Consider the following 17,377-nt stretch of genomic DNA (forward strand, 5'->3'; position numbering starts at 1 on the left):
ATCCGCGGGCCGGCAGATCTCCTAAAAATCACGGCGTCCGGGGGTCAGGGGCGCCCCTCGGGGGAGGGGCCGAAGAACAGGTCGCCGCCCGACGAGTTGGGCGAAGCGGGCCGCGTCCCGCCGTCGTCGCGTCCGTCGGGGCCGACGCTGTAGGGGATCAGGGCGTCCCCATCGACGCGCGTCTTCAACGGCCCCCGGCCATACGGGTCGGCCGGCACGGCGTCGAGGTAGGCGGGCACGAGGGCGGCGAGGCCGGGAGGGCGGGGCGCGTCGGGGTGGTCGAGGGCATACGTCCGCAGGGCGAGCGTCGCGGCGATCAGCCGGAGCTGGGCCTGGCCCCGGAGATCGGCCCGCTCGGCCGACTTCCTCGCGGCGTTGAGCATCGCCTGCATCGTCGCCCGCTGGGTCAGATAAGTGATTTTGAGCGGGAGCCCGCCCCGATCCAGGCCGAACGCCAGGTCGCGATCGGCCACCCGGGCCAGCGGCTCGCGGTCGGCGTCGATTCGCTCACACTCGCGGGCGAGCCGCCGGGCCTCGTCGGCCGGGAGGGTGCCCGCCAATCGCGCCATCCTGGCGATGGCGGCGTGCTGGATGGCCGGCTCGATCGTCCGATCGAGGATGAGCCCGCCCCGCGACGCCGCCCGGCCGAGCCGGATCATGTCGGCGCACGAGGCGACCGCCTCATCCGGGCGCCCCTCGCGCTCGGCCAAGGCCGCCTCGCACGCCATCACCCGCCCGAGCGACCTCAGGGCGGACGCCGCATCGATGTGCGTATGGATTGAATCCATGTGGGCCAAGGACACGGCCGACCGTCGCCCCAGCCCGACCCGGGCGCGGGCCAGGGCGTCGGCATTGGCCGCCACCAGCGCCCGGAGTTGATCCTCGTTGCCGACTCCGTCGAGGTCGGCCCTGGTGAGATCCCCCCGGATCATCCGCCCGGCGGCGACGAGGTCGTCATAGCCGTTCGGGTCGGGCAACGGCTCGCCGAAGGGTCGCGGACGCAGCACCATCCAGGCGACCGACCCCGCCAGGATCGCGGCCAGCCCGACCCCGACCGCGATGAACCGGCTCCTCCGCCATCTCCGCCGCGGAGCCGTCGAGTCCTCGTCCATCCGCCCCTCCTCGTTCGCGGGGCCGCCCGCCGCCGGGCCGGCGTTCCCCCAAAGGGTTCGCCGATCCGGCGTCGATATTGCGTCGGCCCGGCGCGAGGTCAACCCGCCCGACGTGACCTGGCCCGATGGCGGCGGGCGGCGATCGCGGACATCCCGAGGCCGAGGAGGGCGAGCGTGGCCGGCTCCGGGGTGGCCTGGGGCGTCAGCAGGATCTGGTGGTAGTAGCCGGTGGCGTCGAGCCCATAGGCGGCGATCTGGCCGGCATCGTTGATGTCGGTGGCCGACGTCAGCAGGAAGCCCGAATCCGAGGGGATGAGGTCGTTGAGGTTGAACATGGCATGCCCGTCGAAGACGAACGCCCGCGTGTCGAAAGGCATCACGGCCGAATCCGCGAGCTCCGACAGCCCGACGACCATCCCCCGGTTGTTGATCCCGAGACCGTGGCTCTCCTTCCCGCCCAGCGTGCCCAGGCCGACCATCGTCCCGCCCGGCGAGTAGAGGAAGGCCTGGATGGAGCCGGACTCGTCGACCCCGCCGAACGCGCCGGCGACCTGGCCCGAGTTGTTGGCGTCCATGCCGGCGGCGTAGCTGAACTTCCCGCTCGGGCGGCCGAGCGAGACGGCCTTGCCGTCGTGGACCATGTAGGCGTTCTGGCTGTTCATGCCGTTGCCGATGTATTCGAACACGGTCCCGGCCTGGTAGTGGCCGTCATCCGACATCCCGGGCTCGAAATACCGGTTGCCCATGCCCGGGATCGGGATATTGGCGAGGTCCGTGGCGGTCGGATCATAGTGCTTGTTCGAGGGGCGCACCGAGACGTCGCCCGATGGGCTGATCCCGAGCAGCTCCGATCCCGTCCGGTTGGCGCCGGGATAGGGCCCGTTCAGGCCCCAATTGTAGCTGGTATTCGAGATCGTGGGGGCGACCCCGAGATCCTTGACGGTATAGAGGGCATCGCCCCGGGCCGTCGACGAGGCGGCCCCGACCGCCAGGGCCAGGCCGAACGCTGTACGCACGATCCGTCGTTCCATGACTCGCATCCTTGACGAGGGGGAGAGACCCGTCTTGAGGTCACCCCGGCGACGCTATCAGGCGACCCCAGATCGGTCAATCTCGATTCGAGTGCATGGCTTCGCGCCGGAATTGGAGGCGGATTCGGAGGACTCGGATCGTCCCTCACCGAGCCCGCCGCATGGTCCACCGCTCGCCCACGGTGCAAGCTGGCTCCGGGACCCGGCGGAGGGTCGCCGCGACCTCGGCCGCGTCGGCCATGCCCAGGAAGATCGACAGCCAGGCCCGGCGTTTCGAGATGAGGTCGAACGCCCGCCGGGCGAAGGGCAGGAGGGCCGGGCCGGCCAGGACGGTCGACCACTCGCGGTACTCCTCCAGGGCGTACAGGCACATGATCCAGGCCGACCCGCCGCGGTAGACCCCGCCGGCCTCGTCGACCACGACGAGTTCCTCGGGCTCCTCGCCGTGGGGCAGGGCGGGGAAGGCCAGGGCGGCCTGCCGCGAGCCGGCGGCCAGGAAATGAAGGTCGACCAGCCAGGCCTGCCGCTCCAGCCAGGCCCGGGCGCCGCGGCAGAGCCCGCAGCGCGGGTCGTAAAGGACGTAAAGGTGTCGCATGGTCGGGCCTCCGGGTTCGGGGTCAGCGGGCGTAGCCGGGGACGACCTCGGTGATCTCCTCGGGGGCGACCGGCGGCTTGAGGTCTCGGAGCCGGGCCCGGCGGCGGACCTTGGAGATGACCCAGAGGTTGAAGAAGTGCATCATCCCCAGCACCAGCAGGACCAGCCCGACCTTGGTGCTCACCACTTCCAGGGCGGTCGCCGCATCGGTCGGCCGGTCGCCATACTTCAGCGCCGTGGCCGCGAAGCCGACGTTGATGAGCAGGAACCCGACCACCAGCAGGTGATTGACCGAATCGGCCAGCTCGCGGTGCCCGCCGAAGGCGTCGACCAGGAAAATCCGGCCGTTCCTGGACAGCGTCAGCGCGACCCAGGCGGTCAGGCCGACGCTCAGGATCAAGTACGCTGCATGAGCCTCGACGACGTACATCGGGCGAATCCCCTCATTCCGGGCTTCGAGGAGGGGCGCCATCCGCCCCCTATCCCTCGGGCCGCACGGCGAGAAGGATCCTTAACCGGGTCCCGAAAGAATTTCCTCGCGAGGCCCTGGCCCCGCCCGCCGCCCAAACCAACCCCATGGTCGGGCCGTTCGGGACGGACGAGATCCCCGGTTCACTTCGACCTGGCGATGCGGTCGAGCCACTCCGCCAGCAGGAGGCGCTCGCCGTCCGACAACCCGCCGATGGCGTCGAGCGATGCCCGAAGCTCCGCCGCCGCGACCTGAGGCCGGCGTTCCGCCCTCGTCGCCGCCACGTCGGCGATCTCCGCGAGGACGGTCTCCCGGGCAAAGGTGGAGAGGTCCGGGTCGCGGGCCGACTCCGGCTGGGACAGGAGCGTGAAGACGATGCCGACCCCGGCCGCATGCCAGAGATCCGTCGCCCGCTCCTCGCTGGTCTTCAATAACCCCGCGTTCGCCAACCGACGCATCCGCCGCCGCAGGACCTCACGGCCTGCCCGGGCGGCCGGGGACGCTTCCTTCGATTGCGGATCGCCCGCGAGGATCGCGAACAGGCCGGGATTGGCGAGGCTGAACGCGATGTGAGCGTCCCAGCCTTCGCGCAAGTCCTCGATCGGATCGGTGTTTGGGGCAAGCCGGGCCTTCGCCGCGACGTAGGCCGCCAGGTCATGTTCGGCCACCGCTTCGAGCAAGCCCTGCTTGTCGCCGAAGAGCCGATAGATCGTCGGCAGTTGCACCCGGGCGGCCGTCGCCACGGCGCGGGTGGTCGCGGCCTCGCGCCCGCCCTCCGAGATCAGCCGCGAGGCCGCGACCAGGATGCGTGTGCGAGCGTCCCCGTCCGGCGTCGCGTCATCGGGTGGGATGTTTGGGTCGGCCATGCAGCGATGTTAACGAACGGTTGGTTCCGGCGCAATGGACCCCTTGCCGATCACCACTATCATCGATACCATGTTTTCGTTAACAACGATAACGCGACGTTTCTGGGGTCGTTTTCATGATCATCATCACCGGGGCGACGGGCCAACTCGGCCGGGCCGTGCTGGAAGGATTGCTCGTTCGCGGCCCGGCGGGGGGGATCGTCGCCAGCGTCCGCAACCCGGCCGATGCGGCGAGCTTCGCCGAACGGGGCGTTCAGGTGCGGGCGGGGGATTTCGCCAGGCCCGACGATCTGGCGACCGCCTTCGAGGGGGCCGAGCAGGTCCTGATCGTCTCGGTCAATCGGTTTGGAGGCGAAGCCATCCGGATGCATCGGGCCGCCATCGACGCCGCCCGGGCGGCCGGGGCGAAGCGTGTGCTCTACACCAGCCACATGGGGGCGCGGGCCGACTCGCCGTTCGCCCCCTCGGCCGACCACGCCGCGACCGAGTCGTATCTTGCCGAGGGGGGCAAGCCGTTCACGTCGCTGCGTCACGGCTTCTATGCCGAGAGCGCCTGGCACCTCGTCGGCCGTGGGTTCGAGACCGGGGAGATCCGCGTGCCCGAGGATGGCCCGGTGAGCTGGACCGCGCGGGCCGACCTGGCCGAGGCGGACGCGGCCGTGCTCGACGAGGAGGGGAGCCTGGACGGGATCTCGCCCCCGCTGACCGGTCCCGAGGCATTCACCATGGCCGACCTCGCCGAGATCGCGTCCGAGCTGACCGGTCGCGAGTTCAAGCGGGTCACCGTGACCGACGACCGGTGGCGCGACGCGACCGTGGCCCAGGGCGTGCCCGAGCCGATGGCGGACATGCTGCTGGGCTTCTATCGGGCCGCCCGCCGCGGCGACTTAGCCGCCGTCGATCCCACCCTGGGCCGCCTGCTCGAGCGACCTCCGCTGTCCATGCGGGACGTCCTGAAGGCCCGCCTCGCCGCATGATCCCGGGCCGAGAGTCATCGAATGTCCTCAGGGAGGCGAGATTTCTTTCGCAAGGGCCGATCTCCTTTCGGCTAGGATGGCGGGAGGAAAAACGAACCCAACGGCCCGGGCCAACCCGCCGAAACGAACCCAACGATGGACGGCCGGCTTGTCGGGCGAAACGAACCCAACGGCCGGGGCGACCCGGGCGGGCGAAACGAACCCAACGGCCGGGGCGACCCGGGCGGGCGAAACGAACCCAACGATGTGGCCCGACGATGCCGAGACCCGTGGGTTGCTGGACCGCGTCGCCGACGGCGGCGGGGCCGAGGCCGAGCATCGGCTCTGGGAGCGGCACCGCGAGCCGTTGCGGCGGATGATCGGGTCGCGGCTCGACCCGGCGCTGGGCCGGCGGGCCGACGCCAGCGACGTCGTCCAGGAGACCCTGATCGAGGCGAGCCGGCGGCTGGCGGACTACCTCCGCGAGCCCGGGCTGCCGTTCCACCTCTGGCTCCGGCGGATCGCCCGGGACCGCGTGGTCGACGCCCACCGCCGCCACCGGGCCGCCGGCAACCGGAGCCTCGACCGCGAGCGGTCGCTGGCCCTGCCCGCGTTCGCCGATCGCTCCTCGATCGAGCTGGCGGCCCAGCTCCGCGACCCGGCGATGACCCCGGCCGCCGCCGCGGTGCGGGCCGAGCTGGCCCGGCGGTTCCGCGAGATCCTCGACGGGCTCGACGACGATGACCGCGAGATCCTCCTGCTCCGCCACTTCGAGTCGATGACCAACGGCGAGGCGGCGAAGATCCTGGGGCTCAGCGAGCCGGCCGCCGGGATGCGCCACCTGCGGGCCCTGCGACGGCTCCGCGCGGCGCTGGGCGAATCGCCCTCGCGGTCGGGGATGGGCTCATGACCGGCCCGAACGAAGATCGCGATGCACGGCTTGCGGCGGCCCTGGCGGGCCTGGTCGATGCAACCCGAGACGGCCGGGGCGCGGACGTCGAGGCCGCGGCACGGCTCGATCCCGACCTGGCGGCCGAGCTGCGCGAGTTGTGGGCCGCGGCCTCATTGGCCGATGCCATGGCCAGCGGGTCGACCGGCTGCGAAACCTGGGCCTCGCCCAACTCCGCCGATGCCAGGCCCAGCGGGCGGGCCGAGCGGAGGGAGACCGCCGGAGGCCCGCCGCCCGGAGCGTCATCGGGCCCGGGTTGGACGATCGGGGAACTCGAGTTACAGGAGGAGATCGGCCGGGGCGGCATGGGCGTGGTCCACCGCGCCATCCAGTCCCATCTCGGGCGGGAAGTGGCCGTCAAAAGGTTGCTGAAGGGGGCGGAGGCCACCCCCGAGGAAATCGCCCGATTTCAGGGCGAGATCCTGGCGGCGGCACGGCTCCGACATCCCCATATCCTGCCGGTTTTCGAGGTCGGCATCCACGAAGGCCAGCCCTACCTGGTGATGCGGTGCGTCAAGGGGACGACCCTGGCCGCGAGGCTCGCCCCCGGCCCGATGCCGGCTCACGAGGCCGCGACCCTGCTGGCCCCGGTCGCGCATGCTGTCGGCCATGCCCACGACTGCGGGGTCCTCCACCGCGACCTCAAGCCGTCCAACATCCTGATCGACGAGGGCGGTTGGCCCCTGGTCAGCGACTTCGGCCTGGCCAAGCGGATCGACCTCGACCCGGAGGCCGATCCCGGCCTGACCCGAACCGGGGTGATCCTGGGGACGCCCAGCTACATGGCCCCGGAGCAGGCCAGCCATCGCCGGGGGCCGATCGGCCCGGCCGCCGACGTCTACGGCCTCGGTGCCATCCTCTACCACATGCTCACCGGCCGCCCGCCGTTCCAGGCGGCGTCGGCCGTGGACACCTTGCTCCTGGTCCTGGAGCAAGACCCGGTCCCGCCCCGGGCCCTGAACCCCCGGGCCGATCCCGACCTGGAGATGATCGCCCTCAAGTGCCTCCAGAAGTCCCCCGAGCTGCGCTATGCCTCGGCCCGGGCCCTGTCCGACGACCTCGGAGCCTACCTGGCGGGGGAGCCGGTCTCGGCCCGGTCGACCTCGCTCCGCGCCCTGGCCACGCGGCTGCTCGGGGAGACCCCGCACGCGGCGATCCTGGAGAACTGGGGCGGCCTGTGGATGTGCCACGGCGTGGCGCTCGTGGTGTTCACCTCGCTGGTGATGGTGCTCCAGGCCCGGGGCGTGGCGGCACACTGGCCGTACATCGCCCTGTTCACGGTCGGGCTGGGCGGGTGGGCGGCGTGCTTCTGGGAGGTCCGCCGGAGGATGGGGCCGATCACCGTCGTGGAACGGCAACTGGCCCACCTCTGGGGGGCCGGTATGATCGGCCTGAACCTGGTCCTGGTGGCCGAGTGGCTCTACGGCCTCGCGCCGATGACCTTAGCCCCCATCCTGGCCGTGACCAACGGGATGCTGTTCCTGGTGAAGGCGGGCGTCCTGTCCGGGGAGTTTTACATCTATGGGGGGCTGGTGCTGCTGACCATGATCCCGGGCATCCTGGTCCCGCCGCTGGCGTTGCCGTTGTTCGCCCTGGTTTCGGCGATGGGCTTCTTCATCCCGGGCCTGAAGTATCGACGACGACGCGCCCGGGCGTTGCGATCGGCGGAAAGCCGGCCGCATCGCCCGGGGTGAAAAGTGAGCGGGTCAGGATTCCAGGCCGAGGGCCTTCTTGGTCGCGGCATAGACGGCCGACGGGGACTGGTTGCCGTCGACGACCCGGCACAGTTCCGGGCAGCGTTTCCGGTAATACTCCAGGATCGGCAGGGCGTGCTCCTCGTAGACCATCTGGCGATGCTCGACGACGGCGGTCTTGTCGTCGGGGCGGCGTTCCAGCCGGGTGCCGTCGTTGTCGCAGGCTTCCGGCGTCCTGGGGGGCTTGGTGATCAGGTGGTAGGTGGCGCCGCAGGTCGGGCAGACCCGACGGCCGGTCATCCGGGCGATGGCCTCCTCCCGGGTCACCTCCACGTCCAGGTAGCCGTCGACGCGGAAGCCCAGCTTCTCCTCGAACTTCTCCAGCAGGGGGACCTGGCCCATCGTCCGGGGGAACCCGTCGAACAGGAGGCGATGGCTGCCGGGGGCCTGGAGGTTGTGCTCCAGGAGTTCCAGGATCAGGGCGTCGGGGACGAGTTCCCCCTGGGCCAGGTGTGACTCGACGCGGCGGCCGAGGAAGTCGTTGCGGCGGATCGCGGCCCGGAGCATCTCGCCGGTCCGGATCAGGCGATAGCCGAAATCCTCGCCCAAGGCCTCCGCCAGGCTGCTCTTGCCGCTGCCGGGGCGGCCGAAGATCACGACGTATTCGCAAGGGCCGGTCGATGCCAAGGTCAGGCCTCCTCGGGGGCAGGCAGGTTCGGGGATCCGGCCCGGGACGCATGGACCATCGCGAGACCTGCCCCGCGCACGCAGGACATTATTCCCCATGAACCGGGCCCCCGCCAGGTGGAACGCGCGGGCCGGCCGGCGGTCGCGACATCCATGACGCTTCGACAATCGTCGCGGGCGCCCCTGGCCAGCGGACGCATCGGCCCGTATCGTGGTTCGCAGCCCCGATCGGCGACGACGCCCGGACCGAAGGATAGCCACCGATGACGCTGGGACCCGTCTTCAACGTCGAGCTGCTGACCACCGCCCGCCGGGCCCGGTTCTACGCCCTCCGGTTCCTGTACGGGCTGATGGTGCTGTTCCAGGTCTTCCTGGTCTACAGCTCCTGGAGCTGGCGGATCGACCGGGAGGAGGGGCTGTCGATCCACGAGATGGCCGCGTTCGCCAACGCGATCTTCACCTCGTTCGCCTTCCTGCAGGCGGCCGTGGTCTTCCTGCTGACCCCGGCCCTGGTGGGCGGGGTGATCGCCGACGAGCGGCAGAGGAAGACCCTCCACTACCTCCTGACCAGCCAGCTGGGCGGGGCGGAGATCGTCCTGGGCAAGCTGGCGGCGCGGCTGCTCCAGCTGGGCGTGTTCCTGGCGATGGGGCTGCCGGTCGTCAGCCTGATCGGCCTGTTCGGCGGTGTGGACCCGCTGATGATCGGATTGACCTACGGCGGCACGGTCACGTCGATGTACTTCCTGGCGACCCTGTCGATCCTGGTCTCGGTCCACTCCCGGTCCCCGCGCGAGGCGATCTCGGCCCTCTACCTGATCGGGGTCGTCTGGCTGACCCTCCCGCCGATCCTGCTCGGGCTCCTGCCGACCGTCCGCCCCGACTGGTGGAGCGTGGTCGGCCCCTGGGTGGGCCCGGCCTTCGAATGGGTGGCGGTCTCTAGCCCGATGTACCTGATCCAGGGCCTGAGGTCGGGGCAGGGGACCCTGGTCGAGAATTGCTGCTGGGTGATGGGGATGCAGGTGGTTTACGGGACGACCATGGCCGCGTTCGCCGCGATCCGGCTCCGGCCCGCGTTCCGCACGATCGAGGGGGGCCGTCCGGGGCGGCTCCGCTGGGCGAGGAACCTTGCCCGGAAGCGGACCTGGCTGCCGAGACCGCCCTGCGGCGATGACGCGATGCTCTGGAAGGAACGCTACGTCGCCCGGACCGCCGGCATGGCCAAGCTCACCTCGCTCATCCTGGGCCTCTGCCTGTTCGGCCTGCTGATCTGGGCCGGCTACGACTTCGTCAAGCCGGTGGTGCAGGAGATCCTGGTGAGTGGCTGGTCCGACCTCCGCTCGCAGCCCCGACGCGACCTGCATGCGTTCCTCCTGGGGGTGAGCGTCACCATCTACATCCTGTGGGGGCTGGGCATCGCCTCGGCGGCGGCCGGCGGGGTCAGCTCGGAGCGCGAGGGGGACACCTGGATCTCGCTGACCGCGACGCCCCTGTCCGGCCCCGAGATCCTCCTGGCCAAGATGATCGGCGCCGCCTGGTCGCTCCGGATCCTGGCCTATCTCCTGTTCTCGCTCTGGGGGATGGGGCTGGTGCTGGGGGCGATCCACCCGGTCGGCGTCATCTTCTGCCTGGTCGAGTTCGCCATCTACAGCTGGTTCATCGTGGCGCTCGGGACGACGATCTCGCTCCGCTCCAAGAACTCGACCCGGGCGCTGGGCGGGACGATGCTCACCCTCCTGATCGTCAACGGCGGGTACATGTTCTGCTGCATCCCGCTCCGGGTCGATTCCCCGATCATCATCGTCGGCTGCACCCCGGCCATCTTCGGGGGTTCGCTGTTCAGCTACGACATGGCGGGCGAGTTCCTGGGCAGGGGGAGATCGTACGGGTACGGGAACAATACCGGCGAGTTCGTCGCCGCCGGGTTCCTGAACGTGATCGGCTACGCGATGGCCGCATTCACCCTGACGGGCCAATGCTTCAGCGCGTTCGACACCGTGGTCGACCGCCCCGACCGATTCCACCGGCCGCCGCCCGGCCCATTCCCCAACGCCACGCCCCAACCCAAGCCCGAAGCGGGATCAGCGGGCGGGCTGGAGTGACGCGATCCGCCGCCCCTCCGGGAGCGTCCCGGAGGTGATCTCGACCGACGACCCGGCCACATGCTCGACCGGCCAGCCGGGCAGGCACTCGAAGAAGCGTTCGACCGGCTGGATCTTGAGGTTGATCCGGGGCGTCTTGTAATGCATCGGGATCACGACCCGGGGGCCGATCGCCTCCAGCAGGGCGGGGATCTCGGAGAAGTCGATCGTGGGAGGGCCGCCGGCCGCCGCCAGCACGACCTCGGCCCCGCGTAGCGGCCCTAACTCCTCGTCGCCGAGCGCATGCCCGAGGTCGCCCAGGAAGACGAGCGTCATCCCCTCGGCCCGCAGGATCACGACGGCGACCTCATCGCCGGCCTTCTTCTCGGGCGACTCGAACACCCGGATCGCATCGATGCCGACCGGGCCGAACTCGATTCCGCCCGGCGGCAGGTCCATCGCCCGGACGACCTCGAACGGGGGGATGATCTGGCCGAGGTGGCTGTGGTAGCGGTCATTCTCGTGGCTCACCACCACGAGATCGGCCCCCTCGGCGATCGGGGCGTAGCCCCCGGAGTCGGGCGAGCGGAACGGGTCGAGGATGATCCGCGTCCCCCCGGCCTCGATCAGGAACGCCGCGTGTCCGTACCAGGTGATCCGCACATCATCCCCCGATCGAGTGCATCAGCCGCTCCGGCCGGATGAAGCCCGAGGTGTTGATCTGGTGGCCTTCCCACTTGCCGGCCACGCTGGAGCGCAGTGCCTCGGCGATGCTCGCGTCGGGCGAGCCGTCGCGGAGCAGGGACCGGACGTCGGTCTCGTCGAGGGCGAACAGGCAGTTGCGGAGCTTGCCGTCGGCCGTGAGCCGGACCCGGTTGCAGCTCCCGCAGAACGGCCGGCTCACCGAGGCGATCATCCCCACCAGCCCCCCGCCGTCGCGGTAGAAATAGTCGGCGGCCGGCGCCCTCGGGTCCGGGTTCGCCGCCGGGTCGAGCGGCCCGAACGCGTCGGCGAGCATGGCCAGGATCTCGTCGGCGAACAGGACCTTGTCCCGCTCCCAGCCGTGTTCGGCATCCAGGGGCATGTATTCGATGAACCGGAGTTCCACGCCGTGCTCGCGGGCGAACCGGGCCAAAGGCACCACGTCCCCTTCGTTCATCCCCTTGATGGCGACCGCGTTGACCTTCACCGGGTCGAAGCCCGCCGCCTTCGCGGCCAGGATCCCATCGACGACCTGCTCCACCCCATCGCGCCGGGTCAGCTCGCGGAAGCGGGCCGGGTCCAGGGTATCGAGGCTGATGTTGATCCGCCGGAGTCCGGCCTCCCACAGGTCGCGGGCCATCGGGGCGAGCAGGATCCCATTGGTGGTCAGGCCGACGTCCGCGATCCCCGGCACGGCCGCGACCCGCGCCACCAGGTCGGGCAGGTCGCGCCGGACCAGCGGCTCGCCTCCCGTCAGGCGGATCTTATCGATGCCCAGCCCCGCCGCCACGCCGACGAACCGGGTGATCTCCTCGAACGACAGCAGCTCCCGCCGGGGCAGGAACTGCACCGCCTCGGGCATGCAGTACACGCACCGGATGTTGCACCGGTCGGTGACGCTGATCCGGAGGTTGTTATGGGCCCGGCCGAAGCGGTCGACGAGGCGATCAGGGCCCGGCGTCGTGGTGGCGATGATGGCATCCTCTGTGGGCCGATCGTTCCCTATCAGATCATACCATCGCCAGGAAGTGGGGGTTCGTCCGGACTGGCGGTCAGTATGACCTGGGCCGCATCGCTCGCCACGCCTGGTGGCCTGCGCGAACCCGCAGATACTCGACGTGTGCCAGGTCGGCGAGAAGTTTCCGGCCGAGATTCAGCCGCAAGAGTCGCCAGGCCCGGAGATCGGTCCGCTTCGGGACGCGGATGCGATGGTACAGATTCCGGCACCGTCCATGGCAGAAGGGGCAATGCACCTCGCCCTCGGCCAAGACGTCGCGCCTGAGGACGATCCGGCAATCGAAGCAGGCCCAGGAGACGTTGCAGAACGACCGCTCCCTGATCGGATGGGGTAGGCCAATTCGCCGAGACCTCATCGTTCCCCCTCCGGAAACGGGCCCAGGAGAGTTGAATTGGAGCAAGCCTCCTGGGTTCCCTGGGACGTGGCTGGGAAAATCGCGAGGCACATCAACTGGCCTTTCGATCTGCCAGCATGACCCAACGGGGCGGAACCGAATCATCCCGGGGCGCAGCCTGTGATCGATGCACAATCACCTTTCCAGATAGTGGCGTTCTTCCTCTGGGACGTCCATCCACCGCCCGCGAGACCGCATGAAATCGGCCCCGCATCGTCGGCAGGAAAAGTAGCTTCGATCCATACCGGTCCTCCTTCCATCGATGATCCCGGACGCCCTGATCAGATACATCAATCGCAACCGTGACGCCCGACAAGCCGGACAACGTCGATCAATCCACATCCCTCGGATTACAAGCGTCACAGACAGAAGGGCGAGGACGAATAGGGATATTTCCAGATTTGAAAAGATCCATATTGTCGACCACATGGTCGTTGTCCTGCTGGGACGATGCGGTCATCCGGCATTGGGATCGACCGCCGGGTGGATCCACTCCTCGGAGCCGTCGGCCCAGGTCTCGCGCTTCCAGATGGGAACCGACTCCTTGAGGCTGTCGATGAGCCAGCGGCAGGCTTCGAAGGACTGGTCGCGGTGGGGGCAACTGACGGCGACGACGACGGCGACCTCGCCCAGGTCGAGCCGGCCGACGCGGTGGACCAGGGCCAGGCCGATGATCGGCCAGCGGCGGCGGGCCTCGGTTTCCAGGGCGGCCATCCCCTTGAGGGCCATCCCGGGGTAGGCCTCGTAGTCGAGCGTGACCGTTTGGCGGTCGCCGGTCATCTCGCGGACCGTGCCCAGGAACGAGCAGACGGCGCCGGCCTGGTGCGACCGGACCGACTCGACGACGCGGGCGTGGTCGATGGGCTGATCCGTGATCTCGATCATGGAGGGGGAACCTCCGCTGACGGGGGGGATCGCGGCGATCTCGACACCCGGGGGGATCGGGCGATCGTCGTCGGCGTACTCGGCGTCGATCGCGATCCGCAGGGACGGGAGGTATGGGACGAGGTCCGGGCGCGACCGCGCCACGGCGGCCTTGAGGTCCGCGACCGTGGCGGGCTCGGGCAGTTCCAGGGGCAGCATCGGGACGCCGGCCCGCTGGCGGATCCCGGCGAACAGGAGCAGGTGGACTCGCACGGGAAGGCCCCCCGGCCGGGCGGGCGGGGTGGCCCGCCCGGCCGACGCGATCTTACTTGGCCTCGGCGTGGTGGCCGATGATCTCGTGGACCAGGGTGTGCAGCGTCTTGAGGCCCGCCTCCACGTCGTTGCCCAGGTGCAGCCCCAGGGCCCGGCGGTTCCGCGAGGCGAGCGACTGGAAGTCGCCCAGGGCCTGGGCTTTGACCAGGGTCGAGAACCCGCAGGGGTAGCCCGGGATCGGCAGGTCGGCCCCGTCGTCGGCGGTCAGCTGGAGGAAGACGCCGGCGTCGGAGCCCCCCTTGTGCAACTGGCCCGTCGAGTGGAGGAACCGGGGGCCGTAGCCGGTCGTGGTGGCAACCTTCAGGGCGTCCCGCAGGTGCTTGCGGAGCTTGAGGATCGCCTCGTCGCGCGAGGGCGTCTCGTCGAAGTACTGGGTGATGGCGAGGTAGTCGCCCGGCTTGATCCGGTCGAGGTGGGCCTTGAGGACCGCCGAGAACAGCTCACGCCCGCCCTTGCCGCCGGCCGCCTTGAGGAGCTGGTCCTTGTTGCCGGGGTCGGCCACGAAGGTCAGCCCTTCGAAGGTCGCGACCACGTCCTGCTCGGGCAGGGCCCCCTTCTCCTTGTAGACTTCCAGCAGGGCCTTGGTATTGTCCTTGCTCTCCTGGACGTTGGGCTGGTCGAACGGGTTGATGCCCAGGACCCGGCCGGCCAGGGGCGTGGCGACCTCCCAGCGGAAGAACTCGGCGCCCAGGTCGTCCGGGGCGGCCATGACGAGGTCGAGCACCGGGTGGCCGGCGTCCGACAGCGCCATCAGCTCGGGGCTCCTGGCCACGCTCGGCTTGTCGGCCGTGTGGACCTGGACGAACACCCGGTCGGGGCCGTAGACCTCGGGCTGGCCGACGGGCTCGCCGGCCACCGGCAGGATCCCCTTGCCTTCCTTGCCGGTGCTCTCGGCGATGATCTGCTCGATCCAGAGGCCGAGCTTCTCCAGCGGGGCGGGCGTGACCAGCGTGACCTTGTCGCGGCCGGCCAGGGCCAGGGATCCCAGGGTCGCGCCGAGCGAGGCGCCCGGGTTCTGGTTGACCGGGATGTCCGGCTGGCACTGGGCGATGGCGACCTCGGCATGTTCGAGGATCGCCTTGACGTCCAGCCCGGCGAGGGCGGCGGGGACCATCCCGAAGAACGACAGGGCCGAGTAACGGCCGCCGATGTCGGAGGGGTTCAGGAAGATCTTGCGGAACCCGTCGCGCTGGGCGTCGGCCTCCATCTTCGTGCCGGGGTCGGTGATGGCGATGAAGTTCTCGCCGGCCAGGTCGCCCCGGACCTTCTTCACCAGGTCGAAGAAGTAGGCGTAGAAGACCGACGGCTCGGTGGTCGTCCCGCTCTTGCTGGCGACCACGAACAGGGTCTTGGCCGGGTCGATCTCCGCCTCGATCCGGCGGATCGTGGCGGGCACCGTGCTGTCCAGGACCAGCAGGGTCGGCCGGCCCTCGACGGGCGGGCTGACCGTGCGGAGCACCTCGACGCACAGGCTGGAGCCGCCCATGCCCATGACCAGGACGTGCTTGAAGCCGGCCTTCTGGATCTCGTCGGCGAAGGCGGTCAGCTCGTCGAGCTTCGCCTCGACCGTCTTCGTGACGGTGAGCCAGCCCAGGCTGTTGTCGATGATCTTGACGGCGTCGGCGTCGGTCTTCCAGGCCGAGGCGTCCTTGGCCCAGAGCTTGGCGACGACCCTCTCCTTGTCGAACCCGCGGAGCGTCTTGCCCATCGCGTCGGCGGCGGCTTCGGGCAGGACGAAGGTCTGGCCGATCCGGCTGGCCTGGAGGATCTTGGCCTTCTTGTCCTCGATCGCCTTGAACAGCTGGTCGAACGACTCCTGGAACAGCTTCACGCCGTCGGCCAGGAGCTTATCCGTGATGCTGTCCAGGTCGATGCCCAGCGGCTTGAGGCCCTCGATCAGGGACTTGGCGTCGTCGGCCCCTTCCAGCAAGGTCGGCGAGGCGACGCCGTGGTCCTTGAAGGCGTTGTAGGCGGCGCGGGGCATGGTGGAGACGGTCTCCGGCCCGATCAGGCCGGCCGTGTACAGGGTGTCGGCGTACCGTGGGTTCTTGGTCCCGACCGACGCCCAGAGGACGCGCTGGACCTTGGCCCCCTTGGCCTTGAGCGGGGCGAAGTCCGGTCCGTGGAACAGGCCCTGGAAGATCGCATAAGCATTCTTGCCGTTGGCGATGGCGACCTTGCCGAGGGCGGCTTCGAGCTTCGCCTTTGCGGCCGGGTCGGTCGTCTCCTTAATCTTGGCCTCGATCCGCTTGTCGGCCTCGGAGTCGATCCGCGAGATGAAGAAGCTGGCGACCGAGGCGATCTTGTCGACCGGCAGGCCGGCGTCGACCCGGCGCCTGATGGCCTTGATGTAGGTCCTGGCGACGGCCTCGTAGGCCGAGGCGCTGAACAGCAGGGTGACGTTGACGTTGATGCCCGAGAACAGCAGTTCTTCGATCGCGGGCAGGCCCTCGGGCGTGCCGGGCACCTTGATCATCGCGTTGGGGCGATCCAGCAGCTTCCAGAGCTGCTTGCCCTCTGCGATCGTCCCCTCGGTGTTGTGGGCCAGGTAGGGGGAGACTTCTAGGCTGACGAAGCCGTCGTAGCCGTTTGTCTGGTCGTAGACCGTGCGGAAGGTGTCGAGGGCGTTGCGGATGTCCTCGACCGTCAGGTTCTGGTAGATCGACTGGAGGCCGCCGCCCTCGCCGACCAGCATCTTGACGTCGGTGTCGTACTCCGAGCCGTCGCTGATCGACTTCTGGAAGATCGACGGGTTGGACGTCATCCCCCGGAGGCCGTCCTCCTCGATCAGCCGGCGAAGCTCCCCCTTCTCGAGCATCTGGCGGCTGATGTCGTCCAGCCAGGGGCTCGTGCCCTGCTCGATCAAGGCGGCCAGCGGGGTCGTCGGCTTGCCGGTCGGTGCGGTGGCCATGGGCTTCGATCTCTCCGGGGATACGGTCGACCCTTCCCGGGCCGCGACGCCGCCGCGACCCCAATTCGACCATCTTACCGAGGCGCCCGTAGATCAGCGAGGGGGCGACGTTGCCTGAAATGGCCTCTATCGTATCGTTGCCTGATGTATTCGTCGGTATCGACAGGTTTCCCGCGATCGACACATTCTGCCCGAGGATGAACGGCGAACCGAGCCGTCATGTGCAGGGTCAAGATCGAACTTTCGGACATGACCGAATCGTGACCCAGGCTTCGGAATGCCCGACCGTCAGGCCGGGACTTTGGGACGATATCGAAGCGGCAATCCATAATTACAGGGTGCGATCAGCCTCCATCGGTCCCGGTGTTGGCGGGGAATTATGATGTCGCCAGGGTGCATCCCAGGTCGGTATCTCCCCCACGCGGCAACACGGGAATTTGCCCGCGGCCTCTTTGCGGGCGTACTCATCTTCCTCGATCCATCCTTCGATCCCGTTCGAAGCGATACCCGCGACCGGGTCGTCATGGCGGAAACGCGCCCGGAGGTAGTCGGCCAGGACGAGGTGGCCCCAGTCGAGAGCGGCCTTCTCGTTCGGCGCCTCGATCCAGACCGACATGCCGAAGTCGGTCCCCGGGTCTTCCGGCGTTCCACTGCCGACGAACCCGAAGAGATTCAGATAGCTGTAGAGATAGAGGGCCATGCTCCTCTCCGCTACCAG

At 69.4% G+C, this 17,377-nt stretch carries 15 protein-coding genes; 4 read left to right on the plus strand and 11 right to left on the minus strand.

Features of this window, described 5'->3' with window-relative positions; translation table 11 throughout:
• Positions 1–44: 44 nt before the first annotated feature.
• The 5 genes from TA3x_RS16730 to TA3x_RS16750 all read right to left on the minus strand — a co-directional run bounded on the left by TA3x_RS16730 (position 45) and on the right by TA3x_RS16750 (position 4,073).
• A complete protein-coding gene (locus TA3x_RS16730) occupies positions 45–1,112 on the minus strand; it encodes a hypothetical protein (protein ID WP_435015794.1) in 1,068 nt (355 codons plus the stop codon).
• Positions 1,113–1,210: 98 nt separating this feature from the next.
• A complete protein-coding gene (locus tag TA3x_RS16735) occupies positions 1,211–2,143 on the minus strand; it encodes a DUF3466 family protein (protein ID WP_435015795.1) in 933 nt (310 codons plus the stop codon).
• Positions 2,144–2,288: 145 nt separating this feature from the next.
• A complete protein-coding gene (locus tag TA3x_RS16740) occupies positions 2,289–2,738 on the minus strand; it encodes a thiol-disulfide oxidoreductase DCC family protein (RefSeq protein ID WP_435015796.1) in 450 nt (149 codons plus the stop codon).
• A 22-nt stretch (positions 2,739–2,760) separates the two neighbouring features.
• Positions 2,761–3,210: a hypothetical protein gene (locus TA3x_RS16745; RefSeq protein ID WP_435015797.1), complete on the minus strand. Its 450-nt coding sequence runs from the start codon at positions 3,208–3,210 to the stop codon at positions 2,761–2,763.
• Between the two features lie 140 nt (positions 3,211–3,350).
• Positions 3,351–4,073 (minus strand): TetR/AcrR family transcriptional regulator, encoded by a 723-nt coding sequence (locus TA3x_RS16750; protein WP_435015798.1) that lies wholly within the window; start codon positions 4,071–4,073, stop codon positions 3,351–3,353.
• Positions 4,074–4,189: 116 nt separating this feature from the next.
• On the opposite strand from TA3x_RS16750, the gene TA3x_RS16755 reads away from it, so the two are divergent.
• From TA3x_RS16755 to TA3x_RS16765, 3 genes are all read left to right on the plus strand, one after another.
• A complete protein-coding gene (locus TA3x_RS16755; RefSeq protein ID WP_435015799.1) occupies positions 4,190–5,050 on the plus strand; it encodes an NAD(P)H-binding protein in 861 nt (286 codons plus the stop codon).
• A gap of 244 nt (positions 5,051–5,294) precedes the next feature.
• On the plus strand, positions 5,295–5,939 hold the full coding sequence (locus TA3x_RS16760) for a sigma-70 family RNA polymerase sigma factor (protein ID WP_435015800.1): 645 nt from the start codon (positions 5,295–5,297) through the stop codon (positions 5,937–5,939).
• Complete coding sequence (locus tag TA3x_RS16765; protein ID WP_435015801.1) at positions 5,936–7,672, plus strand: serine/threonine-protein kinase; 1,737 nt, start codon at positions 5,936–5,938, stop codon at positions 7,670–7,672. Before TA3x_RS16760 ends, TA3x_RS16765 begins: the two co-directional genes overlap by 4 nt.
• 12 nt (positions 7,673–7,684) lie before the next feature.
• Here the strand turns inward: TA3x_RS16765 and TA3x_RS16770 are convergent, their stop codons facing one another.
• Complete coding sequence (locus TA3x_RS16770) at positions 7,685–8,359, minus strand: adenylate kinase family protein (protein WP_435015802.1); 675 nt, start codon at positions 8,357–8,359, stop codon at positions 7,685–7,687.
• 263 nt (positions 8,360–8,622) lie between these two features.
• Between TA3x_RS16770 and TA3x_RS16775 the strand changes: the two genes are divergently transcribed.
• Positions 8,623–10,458, plus strand: a complete 1,836-nt coding sequence (locus TA3x_RS16775) for an ABC transporter permease (protein WP_435015803.1) — start codon at positions 8,623–8,625, stop codon at positions 10,456–10,458.
• Here TA3x_RS16775 and TA3x_RS16780 read toward each other — a convergent pair.
• The 5 genes from TA3x_RS16780 to TA3x_RS16800 all read right to left on the minus strand — a co-directional run bounded on the left by TA3x_RS16780 (position 10,438) and on the right by TA3x_RS16800 (position 17,359).
• Positions 10,438–11,100, minus strand: a complete 663-nt coding sequence (locus tag TA3x_RS16780) for an MBL fold metallo-hydrolase (protein ID WP_435015804.1) — start codon at positions 11,098–11,100, stop codon at positions 10,438–10,440. The two genes, TA3x_RS16775 and TA3x_RS16780, sit on opposite strands and share 21 nt — an antisense overlap.
• A gap of 1 nt (position 11,101) precedes the next feature.
• On the minus strand, positions 11,102–12,115 hold the full coding sequence (moaA, locus tag TA3x_RS16785) for a GTP 3',8-cyclase MoaA (RefSeq protein ID WP_435022383.1): 1,014 nt from the start codon (positions 12,113–12,115) through the stop codon (positions 11,102–11,104).
• An 892-nt stretch (positions 12,116–13,007) separates the two neighbouring features.
• Entirely contained in the window at positions 13,008–13,688 is a 681-nt protein-coding gene (locus tag TA3x_RS16790) for a molybdenum cofactor biosynthesis protein (RefSeq protein ID WP_435015805.1), read from the minus strand.
• A 52-nt stretch (positions 13,689–13,740) separates the two neighbouring features.
• Entirely contained in the window at positions 13,741–16,659 is a 2,919-nt protein-coding gene (locus TA3x_RS16795; RefSeq protein WP_435015806.1) for a bifunctional transaldolase/phosoglucose isomerase, read from the minus strand.
• 331 nt (positions 16,660–16,990) lie between these two features.
• Positions 16,991–17,359: a hypothetical protein gene (locus tag TA3x_RS16800; RefSeq protein WP_435015807.1), complete on the minus strand. Its 369-nt coding sequence runs from the start codon at positions 17,357–17,359 to the stop codon at positions 16,991–16,993.
• Positions 17,360–17,377: the final 18 nt, after the last annotated feature.

The sequence above is a fragment of the Tundrisphaera macrotermitis genome (assembly GCF_051175315.1).
Taxonomy (GTDB): domain Bacteria; phylum Planctomycetota; class Planctomycetia; order Isosphaerales; family Isosphaeraceae; genus Tundrisphaera.

Bases quoted from the DNA above. Each gene is read 5' to 3' on its own strand.
- TA3x_RS16730 (WP_435015794.1), bottom strand. From the start codon at position 1,112: ATGGACGAGGACTCGACGGCTCCGCGGCGGAGATGGCGGAGGAGCCGG.
- TA3x_RS16735 (WP_435015795.1), bottom strand. From the start codon at position 2,143: ATGGAACGACGGATCGTGCGTACAGCGTTCGGCCTGGCCCTGGCGGTC.
- TA3x_RS16740 (WP_435015796.1), bottom strand. From the start codon at position 2,738: ATGCGACACCTTTACGTCCTTTACGACCCGCGCTGCGGGCTCTGCCGC.
- TA3x_RS16745 (WP_435015797.1), bottom strand. From the start codon at position 3,210: ATGGCGCCCCTCCTCGAAGCCCGGAATGAGGGGATTCGCCCGATGTAC.
- TA3x_RS16750 (WP_435015798.1), bottom strand. From the start codon at position 4,073: ATGGCCGACCCAAACATCCCACCCGATGACGCGACGCCGGACGGGGAC.
- TA3x_RS16755 (WP_435015799.1), top strand. From the start codon at position 4,190: ATGATCATCATCACCGGGGCGACGGGCCAACTCGGCCGGGCCGTGCTG.
- TA3x_RS16760 (WP_435015800.1), top strand. From the start codon at position 5,295: ATGTGGCCCGACGATGCCGAGACCCGTGGGTTGCTGGACCGCGTCGCC.
- TA3x_RS16765 (WP_435015801.1), top strand. From the start codon at position 5,936: ATGACCGGCCCGAACGAAGATCGCGATGCACGGCTTGCGGCGGCCCTG.
- TA3x_RS16775 (WP_435015803.1), top strand. From the start codon at position 8,623: ATGACGCTGGGACCCGTCTTCAACGTCGAGCTGCTGACCACCGCCCGC.
- TA3x_RS16795 (WP_435015806.1), bottom strand. From the start codon at position 16,659: ATGGCCACCGCACCGACCGGCAAGCCGACGACCCCGCTGGCCGCCTTG.
- TA3x_RS16800 (WP_435015807.1), bottom strand. From the start codon at position 17,359: ATGGCCCTCTATCTCTACAGCTATCTGAATCTCTTCGGGTTCGTCGGC.